The organism is Microbacterium protaetiae (genome assembly GCF_004135285.1).
Lineage (GTDB): Bacteria > Actinomycetota > Actinomycetes > Actinomycetales > Microbacteriaceae > Microbacterium > Microbacterium protaetiae.
This window is the reverse complement of sequence record NZ_CP035494.1, coordinates 659,179-676,611: the sequence shown is the minus strand read 5'-3', so window position 1 is coordinate 676,611 and position 17,433 is coordinate 659,179. Positions and strand designations below refer to the sequence as shown.

The window sequence follows — 17,433 nt, the reverse complement described above, 5'->3', positions numbered from 1 at the left end:
ATGGCATGGCTGACACTCCTGGGCGCCGACGGCGCCCTCACCCGCACCGAGCTGGTCGACAGCTCAGGCTACACGCGGCCGACCGCGCCGCTGCGCAGCCGGGTCGCCTACGCGGCCGCGCACGTCGTACCGGTCGCGTGGGGCCAGAACACGCCCGGCCAGCCGGCGCAGATCGACTGGGACGCCACCCTCGCCTTTCGGCGCAACGTGTACTCCTGGGGGCTGGGCGTCGCCGACGCCATGGACACCGCCCAGCGGAACATGGGGCTGGATGCCGCAGCCACCCGTGAGCTCATTTCGCGGTCGGCGCAGGTGGCCCGTGAAGAGGGCGGCTCGGTGGTGGTCGGGGTCAACACCGACCACATCGACGACGAGCACCTGAGCCTCGAGCAGATCATCGACGCCTATAAGGAGCAGCTGCATTTCACCGAGGAGCAGGGGGCCGGCCCCGTGCTGATGGCCTCGCGCCACCTCGCGCGTACGGCGACGAGCCGCACCGACTATCTGCGCGTGTATGCGGCCGTGCTGCAGTCGGCGAGTGTGCCGGTGGTCATCCACTGGCTGGGCACAGCGTTCGACCCTCAGCTCGAGGGGTATTTCGGCTCGTCCGACTGGCGCGAGGCCTCTGAGACGCTGTTGCGCATCATCGCCGAGAACCCGGGCAAGATCGCCGGCGTGAAGATGAGTCTGCTCAACGCCGAGTCCGAGGTGGCAGTGCGCGAGCGCCTTCCCGAGGGCGTGCGCATGTTCACCGGCGACGACTTCAACTATGTGGGCCTCATCGGTGGGGCGGACGTGCCCGACGCGCCGCAGCCGGCGCGGGATCCGGCATCCCCGCGCCAGCACTCCGACGCTCTGCTGGGTGCCTTCGCAGCGATCACCCCGGTGGCCTCGGCGGCGATCCAGGCGCTCGATGCCGGCGACCCGGCGCGCTACCTCGAGATCCTCGGGCCGACCGAGCAGCTCTCGCGTCAGGTGTTCGCGGCGCCCACGTTCTACTACAAGACCGGCGTCGCCTTTCTGTCGTGGCTGAACGGACACCAGAGCGCCTTCCAGATGGTGGGCGGACTGCACTCCGCACGCAGCCTGCCGCACCTGGCACGCATCGTCCAACTCGCCAACGCCGCCAAGGCGTTCGAGCGCCCCGAGCTTGCCGCCGCCCGGTGGCACGCACTCCTGACCCTGAACGGAGTCGACGCATGACCGCTCCCGACCCGCGCCTGTCGATCAACCAGGCCACGATCAAGCACGCCGATCTGGCCACCGCGCTGCGGGTGACCGCGCAGGCAGGCGTGCAGGCGATCGGACTGTGGCGCGAGCCGGTGCAAGAGGTGGGGCTGGATGCCGCTGCCCGCATGCTCGCCGATTCGGGCCTGCGCTTCTCGACGCACTGCCGCGGTGGCTTCTTCACCGCGCCCGAGGGGCCGGCCCGCCGCGCATCGCTGGATGACAACCGCGTCGCCATCGAAGAGACCGCGACACTGGCCACCGCCGGGGCACCCGGCTCCACCGCCGTGCTGGTGCTGGTCGCGGGTGGTCTGCCCGAAGGCTCGCGTGACTTGGCCGGTGCCCGCGAACGTGTGCACGATGCCATCGGCGAACTCGCACCCGATGCCGCCGCCGCCGGCGTGACGCTGTCGATCGAGCCGCTGCATCCCATGTATGCGTCCGACCGCTGTGTGATCTCGACCCTCGGGCAGGCCCTGGATGTCGCTGCCGACTTCGATCCGGCTGTGGTCGGGGTCACCGTCGACACCTTCCACATCTGGTGGGATCCCGACGTGCTGCCCCAGATCGAGCGTGCCGGCCGCGAGGGGCGCATCGCCACCTACCAGGTCTGCGACTGGCAGACGCCGCTGCCGGCCGATGTACTGCTGGGCCGGCATTACCCGGGCGACGGAGTCATCGATTTCGGACCGATGACCCGGGCCGTTCTCGCGTCGGGATACGACCGCGACATCGAGGTGGAGATCTTCAACGAAGACGTCTGGGCCACCGATCCCCTCGAGGCGGTGCGACGCACCGCGGCCGGTTTCGGCGCGGCCGTCTCGCCGCATCTGTGACCGACCGTAGACTTCCAGAGATGTCCGATACCAGGGTTGCTCGGGTGCGCACCGCGGCGCCGACGCTGCATGATGTCGCGCACGAGGCGGGCGTGTCTCTCGCCACAGCGTCGCGGGTGCTGAACGGATCGACCCGCAAGGTCGCCGAGTCATACCGCGAGCGGGTGCAAGATGCGGCATCCCGCCTCGGCTACACGGCCAATCTCTCCGCCCAGGCCACCGCGCGGGGCACGAGTGCGATCATCGCGCTGCTGGTGGCCGATATCGCCGACCCGTACTTCGGCCAGATCGCCGCCGGTGTCGCCCGCGGCGCCGACGAGGCCGGGCTGGTGGTGACGATCGCCACGACCGAGCGCGACGCCGAGCGCGAGCAGCGGGTCATCCACGCGCTGCGCGGACAGCGCCCGCGGGGCATCATCCTCGCGGCATCCCGCACCGCAGAATCGGCGCGCGACGAACTGCAGGCAGAGCTCGAGGCCATCGCCGATGCGGGCAGCCGCATTGTGGTGGTCGGGCCTCCGGCCGACGGCCTGCGGGCGGTCACCGTCGACAACCGCGGTGGCGCCCGCGCCCTGGGCGCGGCCCTGGCCGAGCGCGGATACCGCGAGGCCGTCATCCTCGCCGCGGCAGAGGGCGTGCGCACCTCCGACGACCGCATCGTCGGGTTCACCGAGGGGTTCACGGCCGAAGGCGGCACCGTGGCCCGCATTCACCGGGGCGACTTCAGCCGCGAAGCCGGCGAACGGCTGGCCGCCGAGGCTCTCGCGGCGGGTGTCGCCCCCGGCACCGTGCTGTTCGGCGTGAGCGATGTCGTGGCCATCGGGGCGATGTCGGGCATCCGCGCCGCCGGGCGCGAGGTCGGCGCCGATGTCGCCGTGGCCGGCTTCGATGACATCCCGACCGGCCGCGACGTCACCCCGTCGCTGACCACGGTGCGGGTTCCGCTCGACGCCCTGGGATTTGAGACGTTCCGTGCGGCCACCCTCGACGACTGGAGCGGCCAGGCCGCGTTCGACCTCGAGGTCGTGGTGCGCGAGTCCACGCCCACGCGCGCGGCATGACCCAGATACTGCTCGCGCCCGACAGCTTCAAGGGATCGATCACGGCTGCTGCCGCCTGCGATGCGCTCGCCGCCGGGTGGCGCGAGGTCGCCGGCAACGCCCGGCTCGTGGCCCGCCCGATGGCCGACGGGGGCGAGGGCACGCTCGACGCCTTCGCGGCCGCCGTGCCCGCGGCGCAGCGCATGCCGGTGGTCGTCACCGGCCCCGACGGGCGTGAGGTCGACGCCGCCTGGATGCTGCTTCCGCCCACCCCCGAGGCCCCCGGCGGCACCGGCGTCGTCGAACTCGCCTCGACGAGCGGCATCGAGCTGCTCGGCCGGGCCCGTCTGCCCTTCGACGCGCACACGATCGGTTTCGGTCAGGCGATCGCCGCCGCCCTCGACCGGGGCGTCTCACGGCTGGCCCTCGGCATCGGCTCGAGCGCTTCGACCGACGGCGGTGCCGGAATGCTGCGGGCTTTGGGGGCGCGCTTCGACGCCGCCGACGGCCTGCGCTCTCTCGCGAGCGTCACCACCGTCGATGTCGCCGACCTGCGCCCGCCCCCGTCTGGCGGGGTGATAGTGCTCTGCGACGTCACCAATCCGCTTCTCGGACCCGCCGGCGCCGCCGCGGTGTTCGGCCCGCAGAAGGGCCTGAGCCCCGACGAGGTGCCGGGGGCGGATGCCGCGCTGCGGCACTGGGCCGACGTGCTGGCCACCGCGCTCCCGGCCGCCGACCCGAACGCTGTGGGTGCGGGCGCCGCGGGCGGCACGGGTTTTGCCCTGCAGGCGTGGGGCGCACACATGGTCTCGGGCTCGGCCGAGGTCGCCGAACTCATCGGACTCGCCGACGCGGTGGCTGCGGCATCCCTCATCGTCACGGGGGAGGGGTCGTTCGACGCGCAATCGGCCGGCGGAAAGGCGCCGGCGCAGGTCGCGGCATTGGCCACCGCCGCCGGCGTGCCGGTCGCCCTCGTGGCCGGGCGCATAGCGCCCGACGCCGATCTCGCGGGGTTTTCGGCCACGGTGTCGCTCAGCGAGCTCGCGGGGAGTGCCGCGGCTGCGCTGGCCGATCCGGCGCGCTGGCTGCGCGCGGCGGGCCGGGTGCTGGCCGCCCGCAACGCCGTGTGACCCGGCTCGAGCGCAGAGGGCGCGCCGCTCAGTCTGCGCGCGGCGGCGGTGCGGTCGACTCGCGCACCTCGAGGCGCGGCTGGAACAGCACGTCGTGTTTGGGTGTGGTCCCCTCGATGAGCGCGCGCATGCGCTCCCAGGCCAGCACGCCGAGTTCTTCGTGCGGCACCGAGACCGTCGTCAGCGACGGCGACATGAACTGCGCGAAGGCGATGTCATCGAATCCGGTGACCGAGATGTCGTCGGGCACGCGGATGCCGCGGCCCAGCAGCCCGTGCACGAGCCCGATCGCCACCAGGTCATTGAAGGCCAGCACGGCGGTCACCTCAGCCTCGGCCACCGCGGCGGCGGCATCCAGCCCATCGCGGCTGCCGGCGCCCCCGGCGATCCGGACGATCTCGATGCCCGAGGTGGCCTCGGTGACATCGGCGATGCCCTTCAGCCGGTTCGCGTTGGCGACGCCGGCCGGTCCCTCCAGGTAGGCGATGCGGCGGTGGCCGAGGTCGTACAGGTGGCGTGCCAGGCGCTCGATGCCCGCATGGGAGTCGACGGCGATGGTGGGGGCGCTGACGCGGGGGCTCGAGCGGTTCAAGAGCACGACCGGGGCGAGCTCTTCGGTCACCCGCACGAGGTCGTCTTCGTCCATGCGCGGGGCGCACAGCACGAGCGCATCGCAGCGCCCGCGCAGCTCGGTGGCCAGCAGTCGCTCATCGTCGGCCGACTCGGCCGAATCGGCCACCAGCGCCCGATACGCGTCTTCGGCGGCCGCCGAGCTGAGCCCGGTCAGGGCGGCATGGAACGCGGGGTTGCTCAGGTCGGGCACGAGAAAAGCGACGGTGTTGGTCTTTCCCAGCGCGAAGCTGCGCGCGCGAAAGTTCGGCCAGTAGTTCAGCTCTTGGGCGACCGAGCGCACCCGCTGCTCGACATGCGGCTCGCCCAGGAACCGACCGTTCATCACTCGAGAGACGGTCGCGGGAGACACGCCTGCCTGGCGTGCGACTTCGGCGATGGTGGTCGCCCGAGACCCCGTGCTCATCGACACTCCTTATCGATGTCTCCCATGCTAGTGATCGCCGAAGGCGTCGATCCACGCGCGGATGCGCGTCAGGCTGCGCTGGGCCGAGTTCGCCTCGGGGTGGTTGAGGTACCCGTGCGTGGCACTGCGCTCGGCGAACAGCTCGACCCGCACGCTGGCGTCGCGCAGCTGGCGGGCGAACATGTCGCCCGACGAGCGCAGATCGTCGATGGCGGCCACGAGAATGTAGGTGGGCGGCAGCCCGCGCAGATCCTTCGCGACACCCGCGAAGGCGTATGGGTCGCGCAGTCCGGCCCGGCCCGCGTAGTGCTTCGCGAGCGCGTGCACGACCGAGGGGTGAAAGCGCAGCCGGGCGGGCATCTTGGCCATGAGCTCTTTCGTTGCGGCGGTGTTCGGTGGCAGGTCGGGGTGCATCAGCGGGTAGGCGAGCACGAGGGATGCCGGCATCCGGCCGCCGTCGTCGCGCAGGCGCAGGCTCACCCCGGCCACGATCGCGCCACCGGCGCTGGCTCCGCCGAGGTGCACGCGGTCGGATGCCGCGCCGAAGAGCGCCTCGGCATTGCCGGTCGCGTGCTCCCACGCCGCCTGCACGTCGTCGATGGGAACGGGATGCCTCACCCCGCGCAGCGCCTTGCGGTAGTCGACGGCGAGGGTGGGGATGCCGTGCGCGGCCAACTCGAGACCGACCCAGTTCGACTCGGGCATGTCGAGCGTGCCGCCGAAGAAGGCTCCGCCGTGCACCCAGACGAACGCGTTGCGGGCCGGCTGGGCCGGGTCGCGGTACAGCCGGGCCGGCACCGCGCCGTGCGGACCGCTCACCGGCACGTCGGTCACCGCCACCGGTGCGAGATGCGCGAAGCGGCGCTGCAGCGATGCCGTATCGACGTCGGGTCGTGAGTCGGCCGGCTCGCCGCGCCGCGCGATGTACCAGGCGGTCGCCCGCACACCGATGTCGGCGGGGGTCAGCATCCGCCCTCCGGCGTCATGAGAGCTGGTCCTCCACCCGGCGACGCGGCCGCGCCGCGGCATCCCGTTCCTCGTCATCGGACGGAAGAGCTATCGGCGTCGTCTGCGCGATCTCGTCGCTGAACTCCTCGGGGATCTTCGGCTGCACCACCTGGATGGGGCGCGTCTCGTCGAGGGTGAGCGTGAACCGGCTCGACTCACTGCGATGCACCCGGCCCGAACTGATGAACCACGCGGCGCCGATCGCGCACGCGATGATCCCGGCGGCCGCGCCCACGTCGATGGCCGTACGCGGGCCGAAGGCGGTGGCCACCCACCCGACGATCGGCGCGCCGATGGGGGTCGACCCCATGATCACCGCCATGTAGAGGGCCAGTACGCGCCCGCGCAGTTGCGGGTCGGTGGTGGTCTGCACATAGCCGTTCGCCGTGGTCAGCATCGACACTGTCGTGAAGCCGACGAACACCACGACCACGCCGTACATCCAGTACTGCGGCATCAGGGCCGAGACAAGTGAGGCGATGCCGAATCCGCCGGCGGCATAGATCACAACGCGGATGCGGGCGCGCTCGCGCCGCGCAGCCATGAGCGCGCCCGCCAGTGAGCCGATCGCCAGCAGCGAGCTCAAGGCCCCGTAGCCGTCGGCCTTCATCCCGAACTCCAACGCCATCGTCGAGGCGAAGATCGGAAAGTTCATCCCGAACGCGCCGATGAGGAAGACCATGACGAACAGCACCAGCAGATCTTTGCGGCGGGCGACATAGCGGAAGCCGTCGGCCAAACGTGTGGCATCCGTCGCCTTCACCCGGGGCTCGAGCTCGTCACGGCGCATCATCGAGAGGGCGACGAGCATCGCGATGAAGGTGACCGCGTTGATCATGAACATCCAGCCGGTGCCCACCAGCACGATCATGATGCCGCCGACGGCGGGACCGATCAGGCGTGCGGTGTTGAAGGATGCCGAGTTCAGGGCGACCGCGTTGGCGGCGTTCTCGCGCGAGACGACGTCGGAGACGAACGCCTGGCGAGCCGGGCTGTCGAACGCGTTGGCGATGCCGAAGAGTCCGGCGAACATCCACATCAGGGGCAGCGTCATGACGTGCGTGAGCAGCAGCACGCCGACGGTGATCGCCAGCAGGCCCAGCGCCGTCTGCGTGCACATCAGCAGCTTGCGCCGATCGAAGTGGTCGGCGACCCAGCCGGTGAAGCTGACCAGCACCAGGGGCGGACCGAACTGCAGCGCCATCGTGACGCCCATCGCGGTCGCGTCGTTGTTCGTCAGCTCGGTGAGCACGACCCAGTCCTGGGCCGTGGACTGCATCCAGCCGCCGATGTTGGAGATGAGGGCGCCGATGAACCAGACGCGGTAGTTGAAAAGGCCCAGGGAGCGGAACATCGATTTCATCGGGTGGCCACCTCGTTCATGATCGCGGCGGCTTCGGTGAGCGTCTTGCGCTGCCGGGGGGTCAGCTCGGCCATGGCGGCGGCCAGCCACCGGTCGCGACGGCGCAGCGCGGCGGTGACGAGGGCCTGTCCCTCGTCGGTGATCTCGATGTTGACCTTGCGGCGGTCGACCTCGTCGGGCGTGCGGGTGACCCAGCCTTCTTCTTCGAGGCAGTTCACCGTGCGGTTCATCGAGGGCGCCGTCACCCGCTCGCGGTCGGCGAGCTCGCCGAGCGTGTGCGGACCCGATGCCTTGAGCGTGTGCAGCACGGTGAACTGGCCGTCGCTCATCGAATCCAGGGCGCGCTCTGAGCGCAGCCTTCTGCCGAGCCGGAACGTCGCCATCCGCAGATCGCGAGCGGTTTCAGCATCCTCTTCCGTGGGGGTGGTGTCTCTGTCGTCAGCCATACAGATCGTTAGTTTAGCTTATTAGCCTCGCTAAGTAAATATCGCGTGCGCGGTGCGGGCGCGGTGCGGGCTGGCGCGGGTGCGGGTGCGGGTGCGGGTGCGGCAATTCCATATGGATTTTCCCCGTCCACATGAAATTGCCGCAAAAATGATGTGGGCTGGGAAGTTCCATATGGAATTGTCGCTGGTCGCGGGCGGGCGGGCGGGCGGGCGGCGGCGCGGCGGAGCGGTGTGGACGCCGCGCACCCAGGCGAACCGGCGCGCCGAGCGGCTATGCTCCGGGCATGCCCGAGTTCATCGACGCACACGGCGTCGCCATCGTCTACGACGTGCATCCCGCACAAGGCACCGCCCGCGCGGTCGTGCAGCTGCTGCACGGCGTCGGCGAGCACGCCGGCCGCTACGGCGCCCTGATCGCCGCGCTCACCGCCGACGGCTACACCGTCTACGCCGACGACCACCGCGGCCATGGCCGCACCGGCATGAGGCAGCATGGCGACGCCGCACGCCTGGGCCATCTCGGACCGGGCGGGCACCCCGCCGCGGTCGACGCCTGCTGGAAGTTCACCGAACTCATCCGCGCAGAGAACCCCGACCTGCCACTGGTGATCCTGGGCCACTCGTGGGGGTCGTTCCTCACCCAGATCCTCATCAACCGGCATCCCGAGGCCTATGACGCGATGATCCTGTCGGGCTCGGCCCTGCGCCTGCCCGGAACGCTCAACGCCGGCGACCTCAACGCCCGGTGGAAGACGAAGGATGCCTCGGGCCTGGAATGGCTCTCGACAGATCCGCGCGTCGCTGACGAGTTCCACGCCGATCCGCTCACGGTCGATGTACCGCTGCTGCGGCTGTTCGGACCACTCGATGCGGCGCGACTGTTCGGTCGGCCGCGCAAGGACCCTGGCCGCGACATCCCGACTCTGCTCATCGTCGGCCGCGATGACCCGGTGGGCGGACCGCGCAGCGTGCACAAGCTCGCCGACGCCTACCGCCGCCGCTCGAAGTTCACCGACGTCACGACTCTCGTCTACCCCGACGCCCGGCACGAGCTGTTCAACGAGCTGTGCCAGGCCGACGTGCGCGCCGACGTGCGCGCGTGGCTCGACGCGCGGTTCCCCCTGCGCGACTGAGCGACGGGATGCCGCGGCCCGGCGCCGGCCGGTCCTGCGCCCCCGCTCGCCCGCGCTTCGCGCTCCGCCGGGCCCTGCGCTCCGCTCGCCCCGCACCGCGCTCGCCCGCGCTCCGCCGCGTCCCGCTCGCCCCGGTGCCGGCCGGTCCTGCGCCCCCGCTCGCCCTCGCTTCGCGCTCCGCCGGGCCCTGCGCTCCGCGCGCCCCGCACCGCGCTCGCCCGCGCTCCGCCGCGTCCCGCTCGCCCCGCCCCGGCGCCGGCCGGTCCTGCGCCACCGCGCGCCCTCGCTCGGCGCTCCGGCGCATCCCGCGCTCCGCTCGCCCCGCCCCGGCGCGCACCGAGCCCATCTCTCGTCGAGACAAGGGATTCGCGGCGAAACAAGTGGCGTGGCCCCTTGTCTCGACGAGATTCCCTTGTTTCGGCGGCGAAGAGCCCGGCGTAGAGCTCGGCGAAACGCTCGGCGAAGAGCTCGGCGAAGAGCTCACTGAGCGGTGCCGGGCAGCGGCGCGGCCGATGCGGTCGGGGTGAGCGGCGTCGGCTCAACGACCGCCAGGGTATGACGCGCGACGCGAGCCCTGACCACGGGCACTGCCGACCGTGGCACCGATCGTCGGCTTGCCCGATGCCGTGCGTCCGCTCTGCGGCGTGGCAGTGCCTTGCCCGCCGTGCTGCCCGCCGGAACGCTTCTGACCATCGCGCTGGCCGGCGGCGCGCTGCTGCCCGCCGCTGCGGCGCGACGCATTCGCTCGCTCGCGCCGGGCCTCACCATCTGAACCGCTGGGCGAATCAGATGGTGAGGCGCCGGAGCGCTGGTTCTGGCTGCGCTGGGTTCGGTTCGACGATTCCGCGCCGCCGGCCGACCCGCGACCGCCCTGCGACCCGCGACCGCCCGCCGACCCGCCGGCCCCGCGACCGCCCTGCGACCCGCCGCCCCCGCGACCGCCGGCCGACCCGCCGCCGGCCCCGCGACCGGCTCGGGAACCGCCTCGGCTCGAACCCCCGCTCGCGCCACGGCCGCTTCCCGAGCTGGCCGGCGCGGCCGGCGCCGGCTTCACATGCGGGGCGGGCTCGCCCACCAGCTCCGACACCGTCGCGTCACCGGCGGCGACCGACTCGAACGGAACCTTCAGCTTCGCGCTGCGCAGCAGATCGACCACGTCACGGCGCTGCTCATCGAGCGCGACCGTGACGACAACTCCCTCGGCGCCGGCACGGGCGGTGCGGCCCGAGCGGTGCAGGTATGCCTTGTGCTCCACGGGCGGGTCGACGTGCACGACCAGCTCGACGTCATCGACGTGCACGCCGCGGGCTGCGACATCCGTCGCCACCAGCACGCGCACCCCGCCGGCAGCGGGGTCGGCGCCGAACGCGGCGAGATTGCGCTCGCGGGCGTTCTGCGACAGGTTGCCCTGCAGGTCGACAGCGGGCACGCCCGAAGCCGTCAGCTGCTTGGCCAGACGCTTGGCCTGGTGCTTGGTGCGGGTGAACAGGATGCGCCGTCCGTGCCCCGAGGCCAGGTGACGCACGAGCTCGGTCTTCGCGCCGCCATCGGGCACCAAGAACACCCGGTGCGTCATCATGCCCTGCGGCACCGAGGCCTCATCGACCGAGTGCGAGACGGCATCGTGCAAGAAGCGCTGCACGAGCTTGTCGACACCGCGGTCGAGCGTCGCGCTGAACAGCAGGCGCTGCCCGGTCTGCGGCGTGGCCGCGAGAATCCGGGTGACGCCGGGCAGGAATCCCAGATCGGCCATGTGATCGGCCTCATCGAGCACGGCGACCTCGACACCGCCCAGGTCGATCACGCCCTGGTTCTTCAGATCTTCGAGTCGGCCCGGGCAGGCGACGACGATGTCGACGCCGCGCCGCAGCGCCTGCTCCTGCGGTTTCTGGCTGACACCGCCGAAGATCGTGGTGACGGTCAGGCCGGCGGCATCCGCCAGCGGCTGCACGGTCGCGGCGATCTGCGACGCCAGCTCGCGGGTCGGGGCGAGCACGAGGCCGCGCGGGCGACCGGCGCGGGTGGAGGTACGGGATGCCGCGAGCCGGGCCACCAGCGGCAGCGCGAACGCGATCGTCTTGCCGCTGCCGGTGCGGCCGCGGCCGAGCACGTCGCGCCCGGCCAGTGAGTCGGGCAGCGTGTCGCGCTGGATGGGGAACGCCTCGGTCTTGCCATCAGAGGCGAGAACAGCGGCGAGGGGCTCGGGCACGCCGAGCGAGAGGAAGGAAGTCAAAGGGATGCTTTCAGCAGGGCGCACACGAAGCGGTGCGCGGGGCGGCGGCGCCGGATGGCGCATGTGCGGAACTGCACGGGATCGCCGTTCGAGGAAGAATCGCGGCGGGCTGGGGCCCGGGCCGCAAGAGCGCATCGACGACGCAGCGGCCTGAGCCGCAGCATCCACACTACCGGTCATAGGCTGGGAGCATGCACGGTGAGTACAAAGTCCCCGGCGGAAAGCTCGTCGTCGTCGACCTCGAGGTGCGCGACGGCCGCATCGCCGACTTCCATCTCGCAGGCGACTTCTTTCTCGAACCCGACGATGCTCTCGCCGACATCGATGCGGCCGTGAACGGCCTGCCCGACACCGCCGACACGACAGCGATCGCCGCGGCGGTGCGCGCGGCACTGCCCGAGGGGGCGACGCTGCTGGGGTTCACCCCCGAGGCGGTGGGCGTCGCCGTGCGCCGGGCGTTGATCACGGCACCGGGCTGGCGCGATTTCTCGTGGGAGGTCGTGCACGACAAGCCGGTCTCGCCGCGCATGAACCTCGCCCTCGACGAAGTGCTCACCACGCGCGTGGGCGACGGGCGACGCAATCCGACGCTGCGCATGTGGGAGTGGAACGAGTCGGCCGTCGTCATCGGGTCGTTCCAGTCGGTGCGCAACGAGGTCGATCCCGAAGGCGCGCGCGCACACGGCTTCGACATCGTGCGTCGCATCTCCGGTGGCGGTGCGATGCTGATGGGCGCGAACTCGATCGTCACCTATTCGCTGTACGTGCCCGCTTCGCTCGTGGCGGGCATGACGTTCGCCGACTCGTACGCCTTCCTTGACGACTGGGTGCTGCAGGCGCTGCGCTCGCTCGGCATCGACGCCGTCTACCAGCCGCTCAACGACATCACCGGACCCAGCGGCAAGATCGGTGGGGCCGCGCAGAAGCGCCTGGCCAACGGGGGAGTGCTGCACCACGCAACCCTCAGCTACGACATGGACGGCCAGGTCATGAGCGAGGTGCTGCGCATCGGGCGCGAGAAGCTCAGCGACAAGGGCACGGTCTCGGCGGCCAAGCGCGTCGACCCGCTGCGCAGCCAGACCGGGCTGCCCCGCGACGCCATCATCGACCGCTTCATCGACACCTTCACACACCTGTACGGGGCTGTGACCGGGCATATCACCGATGAGGAATACGCCGAGGCCGAGGCGCTTGTCGCGTCGAAGTTCGCGACCGACGCGTGGCTGTATCGGGTGCCGTGACCGGAACGGATGCCGCACCCCGAGGCCGCGTCGAGATCCACCACGGCGACAACCTCGCCGTGGCCGCAGCACTGCCCGACGCATCGTTCACGCTCGTCTATCTCGACCCGCCGTTCAACACCGGACGCAAGCGGCAACGCGCCGTCGAGACCGCCCGCACCGCGGCATCCGCGTTCAAAACTCAGCCAAAATCGTCGCTCGACGTCGAAACCGGGCCGATTCAGGCGGTGGGGAGCCCAGAAGGGCTGAGTTCTGAACAGCTTCGGCCCGAGCCGGCGTGGCCCGAGCCGGCGCCCACACCGCCGGCGCCCGAGCCGGCTCCGACCGAGCCAGCTACCGAGCCGGCTCCGCCCGAGCCGGAGCCCGCGCCGCCGGTGCGGCGCGGCTTCCACGGCCGCGAATACGCGCGGTTGCGCGGCGACCTGCGTGCGTACGACGACCGGTTCGACGACTACTGGGGTTTTCTCGAACCGCGCCTGCGCGAGGCGTGGCGGCTGCTGGCCGATGACGGCACGCTGTATCTGCATCTGGATTTCCGTGAGGTGCACTACGCGAAGGTGCTGATGGATGCCCTTTTCGGCCGTGAGCGCTTTCTCAACGAGATCGTCTGGGCCTACGACTACGGTGCCAAGACGCGGCGCCGATGGCCCACCAAGCACGAGACGATCCTGGTGTATGTGAAGGATCCGCAGCGTTACTGGTTCGACTCGTCGGCCGTCGATCGCGAGCCGTATATGGCGCCGGGGCTCGTCACGCCCGAGAAGGCCGCCCGCGGCAAGCTGCCCACCGATGTGTGGTGGCACACGATAGTGCCCACCACGGGCAGCGAGAAGACCGGATACCCGACGCAGAAGCCCGAGGGCATTCTGCGGCGCATCGTGCAGGCCTCGAGCCGCCAGGGCGATCGGGTGCTCGATCTTTTCGCCGGAAGCGGCACCACCGGCGCGGTGGCCGCCGCTCTCGGCCGCCATGCGGTTCTCGTCGACGACAACCCCGACGCGATAGCGGTGATGCGGGCGCGGATGCCATACGCCGTCGTGCACTCGCCCCTAGGCTGAGCGCATGCGATTCGGAACATTCCTTCCTCAGGGCTGGCGCTTTGACCTCGTTGGCATCGACCCTTCTGAACAGTGGAACACCATGCGCTCCCTCGCGCGGCGGGCGGATGCCGGACCCTGGGAATCGCTCTGGGTCTACGACCACTTCCACACGACGCCGGTGCCCAGCCAAGAGGCCACGCACGAGGCATGGACGTTGATGTCGGCCTTCGCCGCGTCGACCGATCGCATCCGACTCGGGCAGATGTGCACGTGCATGGGCTACCGCAATCCCGCGTATCTCGCGAAGGTCGCCGCCACGGTCGACCACGTCTCGAACGGCCGGCTCGAGATGGGCATCGGCGGCGGATGGTACGAGCACGAGTGGCGCGCCTATGGTTACGGCTTTCCGGAGGTGCCGCAGCGCCTGCGGATGCTGCGCGAGGGCGTGGAGATCATGCACCAGGCATGGACGACCGGCACCGCGACCCTCGATGGGCGGGAGTACCAGGTCGACGGCGCGATCGTGCAGCCGCTGCCGGTGCAGTCCGGGGGCGTGCCCATCTGGGTCGCGGGCGGTGGCGAGAAGGTCACGCTGAAGATCGCCGCGCAGTACGCGTCGTACACGAACTTCGCCGGGTCGCTTGAGGAGTGGGACCGGAAGGATGCCGCGCTGCGCGCGCACTGCTCCACGCTCGGGCGTGATCAGTCCGAGATCGTGCGGTCGTCGAACTTCAACACGATCGTCGCGCCGACCGAGGCCGAGGCGCACGAGCGCCTGGCCGCGGTGAAGGCGCGGCTGCTGCCGCACCTCGGTCAAGAACGCGCGGACCGGGCCGAGCGGGAGTATCTGACCTCGCCCGCCTTCGGCACGCCCGAGCAGATCGTCGAACGGCTCGGTGAATATGCCGCGCACGGCATGGGCTACAGCATCCACTACTTCCCGGAGCTGGCCTACGACATCACCGGCTGGGAGCTCTTCGAGCGCGAGGTCATCCCCGCCCTGTCCTGACCTGACCCCTCGCCCCGCGAGTTGTCCCCGCCCTACGCCGAGTTGTCCCCGCGTTGCCCGAGTTGTCCTCGGGTTGCCCGAGTTGTCCTCGGGTTGCCCGAGTTGTCCCCGGGTTGCGCGAGTTGTCCTCGGGTTGCCCGAGTTGTCCCCGAGTTGTCCTTGGGTTGCCCGAGTTGTCCCCGAGTTGCCCGAGGTGTCCTGCCGTTGCGCGGGTTGTCCTTGGGTTGCCCGAGTTGTCCCTTTGTTCCCCGAGTTGTCCTGTCGTTGCCTGAGTTGTCCTCGCGCGCCCCGGGTAAAGTCGCGCAACGCGAGGTAAAGTCGCGCAACCGGGGGACAACTCGGCGAGGAGAGCGTGGCACCCGGTGGCACCGCACCCGGCGGCGCACCCCGGGTAAAGTCGCGCAACTCGGGGTAAAGTCGCGCAACTGGGGGACAACTCGGCGACGAGAGCGTGGCACCCGGCGGCACCCCACCCGGCGGCACCCCTCCCGAGGGCAGCGCGCGTCAGGGGGCGACGAGCGGCTCGACCGCCGCGTACCCGTCGGGCACCACGTCGCGCGCCGACGGCCCCGCGCCGAAGAGTCGCGTCGTGCCCGGATGCGCCGACCACGGCGTCCATCCGACCTCGCCCGACCGCACGAACGACACGGCGGCGCCGTGCAGCGCGTCGGCCAGGGCGCGCGGCGGGTTCGCTCCGGCGAGGGAGGCCACTCCCACCAGAGAATCAAGCCAGTCCCACCAGAACGGCACGTCGAGACAATGGCACGCCCATCCCACCGTGGGCGAGGCCCAGACGAACCGGTAGACCCAGGTCGCGGCATCCCCCCGCGCCTGCACGACCCGCACCGTCGGCGCGCGGAAGATCGTGTCGGTGACGAAACGTCCGACCACCGCGGCGGTCCCGCGCACGCGGTTCGCGGCCAGGTACGCCGACCGCCGGGCTCCGCGCAGACCCAGCCCGCCCAGCGCCAGCGCGGCCGGCACGAACCGCAGCTTCGCGCGCATCGAGTCGGTGGCCATCGTGAATTCGTCGTCGGTCGTGCCGATCACCAGCGGCTTGTCCGCGCCGATGCCGGCCGTCAGCGCCTCCAGCGTCGGGCGCTCCAGCACCTCGCCGTCGAGCATCGGGCCCCACGACAGCCCGTCGGTGAGCAGCTCGACGATGCCATCGAGTGGCTTGCCGGATGCCGGTTTCTCGGCCTGCTCGCGCAGCTCGAGCAGCCGCATCTCGTCCACCGAAGCCAAACCGTCGCGCGTCGCCGGCACTCCGGCGAGCCGTGCGAGCTTCGCCGACAGTGTGCCGGCCCGCTCGACGGAGACGTTCACCAGCGCGGGCGAAAGCGCCCACACCGCATGGAACAGATGCTGGGCCTGCGGCATCCCGAGCAGTGTCAGCACGGCTCCGCCACCGGCCGACTGTCCCGCGATCGTGACCCGCGACGGGTCGCCGCCGAACGCCGCGATGTTCTGCTGCACCCATTCCAGACCTGCGAGCCAGTCGCGCACGCCGCGGTTCGACATGGCGCCGTCGATCAGCCCGAACCCGTCGAAGCCGAGTCGGTACGACAGCGTGACGGTCACGACGCCGTCGCGGTTGAACTTCTGCCCGTCATACCAGGGGCTGGCCGGCGACCCGGCGATGTACCCGCCGCCGTGGATCCACACGAGCACCGGCAACGCGGCATCCTGCCCCGGCGCCGGCGTGAACACGTTGACATTGAGGGTCGCCTCGCCGGGCACCGACGGCTCAGGGATCAGTGTCTGCCCGGGGTCTCCGCGCTGCGCGGTCGCGCCGTACTCGACGGCATCGCGCACCTCGGTCCACGGCTCGGGCGGCACGGGTGCGCAAAAGCGCAGCGCGCCGACCGGCGCCTGCGCGAAGGGAATGCCCAGGAACGCCGCCGACGAGTCGCGCCACACTCCGCGCACGGGGCCCGATGCCGTGTGTACCACGGGCGCCTCACTCATCGCTGTCTCCTTCTGTCGTGCTCAGCCCCCGGAACAGCGCCTCGACGATAGCCGCCATGTCCACGTCGGGCTCCAGCATCCACTGCACCTGCAGCCCGTCGGCCACCGCCTGAAGAATGCGCGCGAGCGTGTCGGGGTCGATGGCGTCGGTGAGCCGCCCCGCGCTTTGTGATTGCCGGACGACGTCGGCGAACACGCCGCGCAAGGCGCGGTTGCGATCGAGGAAGAAGCGGTGGGCGGGATGCCGCGGGTCGGCCGCTTCCACGCTCAGGCGCGAGAACAGCTCGACGACGCCGGGCACCTGGCTGTTGTGCCGGATGACCTGCAGATATCCGTCGCGCACCGCCTCGACGTCGGTGGACACCGCCTCGACGCCGCCGAACGCTGCCATGTCGATCTCGTCGCGCTTGCGCAGGATCTCGGTGAAGAGCTCCTCTTTCGAGTCGAAGTAGTGCAGCAGTCCGGCCTGGCTCAGCCCGACCGCGGCGGCGAGCTCTTTCACCGACGCGCCGCGATATCCCTCCCGGGCGATGACCTCGAGCGCGCGGGTGAGGATCTCCTCGCGCTTGGCGATGCCCTTGGCGTAGGAACCACGGCGTCCCTCTTGGTTCTTCGGCATGAGATCACGATAAACCGAGTAACGCTTGATTTCTCAAAACCAACTGTCGTATGGTTTCTGCACCGCCACGCACCGTCACGCACCGTCACGAACCACCACACGCA

Annotated in this window: 15 protein-coding genes; 8 read left to right on the top strand and 7 right to left on the bottom strand. The window is 70.8% G+C overall.

Annotation, left to right across the window (positions count from 1 at the left end; translation table 11 throughout):
- From ET475_RS03020 to ET475_RS03005, 4 genes are read left to right on the top strand one after another with little or no spacing between them, the layout of a single operon-like run.
- The gene (locus ET475_RS03020) at positions 1-1,203 is read left to right on the top strand and encodes a dihydrodipicolinate synthase family protein (protein WP_129385887.1); all 1,203 of its coding nucleotides are present in this window, start codon (positions 1-3) and stop codon (positions 1,201-1,203) included.
- On the top strand, positions 1,200-2,063 hold the full coding sequence (locus ET475_RS03015) for a sugar phosphate isomerase/epimerase family protein (protein ID WP_129385885.1): 864 nt from the start codon (positions 1,200-1,202) through the stop codon (positions 2,061-2,063). Before ET475_RS03020 ends, ET475_RS03015 begins: the two co-directional genes overlap by 4 nt.
- A 20-nt stretch (positions 2,064-2,083) precedes the next feature.
- Positions 2,084-3,124, top strand: coding sequence for a LacI family DNA-binding transcriptional regulator (locus ET475_RS03010; protein ID WP_129385883.1), 1,041 nt, complete (start codon positions 2,084-2,086; stop codon positions 3,122-3,124).
- Entirely contained in the window at positions 3,121-4,233 is a 1,113-nt protein-coding gene (locus ET475_RS03005) for a glycerate kinase (RefSeq protein ID WP_129385881.1), read from the top strand. The genes ET475_RS03010 and ET475_RS03005 overlap by 4 nt, the downstream gene beginning before the upstream one ends.
- A gap of 28 nt (positions 4,234-4,261) precedes the next feature.
- Here the strand turns inward: ET475_RS03005 and ET475_RS03000 are convergent, their stop codons facing one another.
- From ET475_RS03000 to ET475_RS02985, 4 genes are read right to left on the bottom strand one after another with little or no spacing between them, the layout of a single operon-like run.
- Complete coding sequence (locus ET475_RS03000; protein ID WP_129385879.1) at positions 4,262-5,269, bottom strand: LacI family DNA-binding transcriptional regulator; 1,008 nt, start codon at positions 5,267-5,269, stop codon at positions 4,262-4,264.
- Positions 5,270-5,296: 27 nt separating this feature from the next.
- Complete coding sequence (locus tag ET475_RS02995; RefSeq protein ID WP_165310707.1) at positions 5,297-6,238, bottom strand: alpha/beta hydrolase fold domain-containing protein; 942 nt, start codon at positions 6,236-6,238, stop codon at positions 5,297-5,299.
- A 13-nt stretch (positions 6,239-6,251) separates the two neighbouring features.
- Complete coding sequence (locus ET475_RS02990) at positions 6,252-7,631, bottom strand: MFS transporter (protein WP_129393593.1); 1,380 nt, start codon at positions 7,629-7,631, stop codon at positions 6,252-6,254.
- 5 nt (positions 7,632-7,636) lie between these two features.
- Complete coding sequence (locus ET475_RS02985; protein WP_242497743.1) at positions 7,637-8,086, bottom strand: MarR family winged helix-turn-helix transcriptional regulator; 450 nt, start codon at positions 8,084-8,086, stop codon at positions 7,637-7,639.
- A 284-nt stretch (positions 8,087-8,370) separates the two neighbouring features.
- Here ET475_RS02985 and ET475_RS02980 point away from each other — a divergent pair, with 284 nt between their 5' ends.
- A complete protein-coding gene (locus tag ET475_RS02980) occupies positions 8,371-9,219 on the top strand; it encodes an alpha/beta fold hydrolase (RefSeq protein ID WP_129385875.1) in 849 nt (282 codons plus the stop codon).
- Between the two features lie 538 nt (positions 9,220-9,757).
- On the opposite strand, the gene ET475_RS02975 is transcribed toward ET475_RS02980, so the two are convergent.
- Positions 9,758-11,452, bottom strand: coding sequence for a DEAD/DEAH box helicase (locus ET475_RS02975; protein WP_129385873.1), 1,695 nt, complete (start codon positions 11,450-11,452; stop codon positions 9,758-9,760).
- Positions 11,453-11,643: 191 nt separating this feature from the next.
- Between ET475_RS02975 and lplAB the strand changes: the two genes are divergently transcribed.
- The 3 genes from lplAB to ET475_RS02960 are packed head-to-tail and all read left to right on the top strand — an operon-like array spanning position 11,644 to position 14,742.
- Complete coding sequence (gene lplAB / locus ET475_RS02970; protein ID WP_129385871.1) at positions 11,644-12,693, top strand: lipoate-protein ligase LplAB; 1,050 nt, start codon at positions 11,644-11,646, stop codon at positions 12,691-12,693.
- Positions 12,672-13,751: a DNA-methyltransferase gene (locus tag ET475_RS02965; protein ID WP_422879933.1), complete on the top strand. Its 1,080-nt coding sequence runs from the start codon at positions 12,672-12,674 to the stop codon at positions 13,749-13,751. Before lplAB ends, ET475_RS02965 begins: the two co-directional genes overlap by 22 nt.
- Positions 13,752-13,755: 4 nt before the next feature.
- Complete coding sequence (locus tag ET475_RS02960) at positions 13,756-14,742, top strand: LLM class F420-dependent oxidoreductase (RefSeq protein WP_129385869.1); 987 nt, start codon at positions 13,756-13,758, stop codon at positions 14,740-14,742.
- Positions 14,743-15,246: 504 nt separating this feature from the next.
- Here the strand turns inward: ET475_RS02960 and ET475_RS02955 are convergent.
- Positions 15,247-16,710, bottom strand: coding sequence for a carboxylesterase/lipase family protein (locus tag ET475_RS02955; RefSeq protein WP_129385867.1), 1,464 nt, complete (start codon positions 16,708-16,710; stop codon positions 15,247-15,249).
- Complete coding sequence (locus ET475_RS02950) at positions 16,703-17,329, bottom strand: TetR/AcrR family transcriptional regulator (protein ID WP_129385864.1); 627 nt, start codon at positions 17,327-17,329, stop codon at positions 16,703-16,705. The genes ET475_RS02955 and ET475_RS02950 overlap by 8 nt, the downstream gene beginning before the upstream one ends.
- Between the last annotated feature and the right edge of the window lie 104 nt (positions 17,330-17,433).

Excerpts from the sequence above, each read along its gene's own strand:
- ET475_RS02960 (WP_129385869.1), top strand. The coding sequence starts at position 13,756 with ATGCGATTCGGAACATTCCTTCCTCAGGGCTGGCGCTTTGACCTCGTT.
- ET475_RS03010 (WP_129385883.1), top strand. The coding sequence starts at position 2,084 with ATGTCCGATACCAGGGTTGCTCGGGTGCGCACCGCGGCGCCGACGCTG.
- ET475_RS03000 (WP_129385879.1), bottom strand. The coding sequence starts at position 5,269 with ATGAGCACGGGGTCTCGGGCGACCACCATCGCCGAAGTCGCACGCCAG.
- ET475_RS02990 (WP_129393593.1), bottom strand. The coding sequence starts at position 7,631 with ATGTTCCGCTCCCTGGGCCTTTTCAACTACCGCGTCTGGTTCATCGGC.
- ET475_RS02995 (WP_165310707.1), bottom strand. The coding sequence starts at position 6,238 with ATGCTGACCCCCGCCGACATCGGTGTGCGGGCGACCGCCTGGTACATC.
- lplAB (WP_129385871.1), top strand. The coding sequence starts at position 11,644 with ATGCACGGTGAGTACAAAGTCCCCGGCGGAAAGCTCGTCGTCGTCGAC.
- ET475_RS02955 (WP_129385867.1), bottom strand. The coding sequence starts at position 16,710 with ATGAGTGAGGCGCCCGTGGTACACACGGCATCGGGCCCCGTGCGCGGA.
- ET475_RS03020 (WP_129385887.1), top strand. The coding sequence starts at position 1 with ATGGCATGGCTGACACTCCTGGGCGCCGACGGCGCCCTCACCCGCACC.
- ET475_RS02985 (WP_242497743.1), bottom strand. The coding sequence starts at position 8,086 with ATGGCTGACGACAGAGACACCACCCCCACGGAAGAGGATGCTGAAACC.
- ET475_RS03015 (WP_129385885.1), top strand. The coding sequence starts at position 1,200 with ATGACCGCTCCCGACCCGCGCCTGTCGATCAACCAGGCCACGATCAAG.
- ET475_RS03005 (WP_129385881.1), top strand. The coding sequence starts at position 3,121 with ATGACCCAGATACTGCTCGCGCCCGACAGCTTCAAGGGATCGATCACG.
- ET475_RS02980 (WP_129385875.1), top strand. The coding sequence starts at position 8,371 with ATGCCCGAGTTCATCGACGCACACGGCGTCGCCATCGTCTACGACGTG.
- ET475_RS02950 (WP_129385864.1), bottom strand. The coding sequence starts at position 17,329 with ATGCCGAAGAACCAAGAGGGACGCCGTGGTTCCTACGCCAAGGGCATC.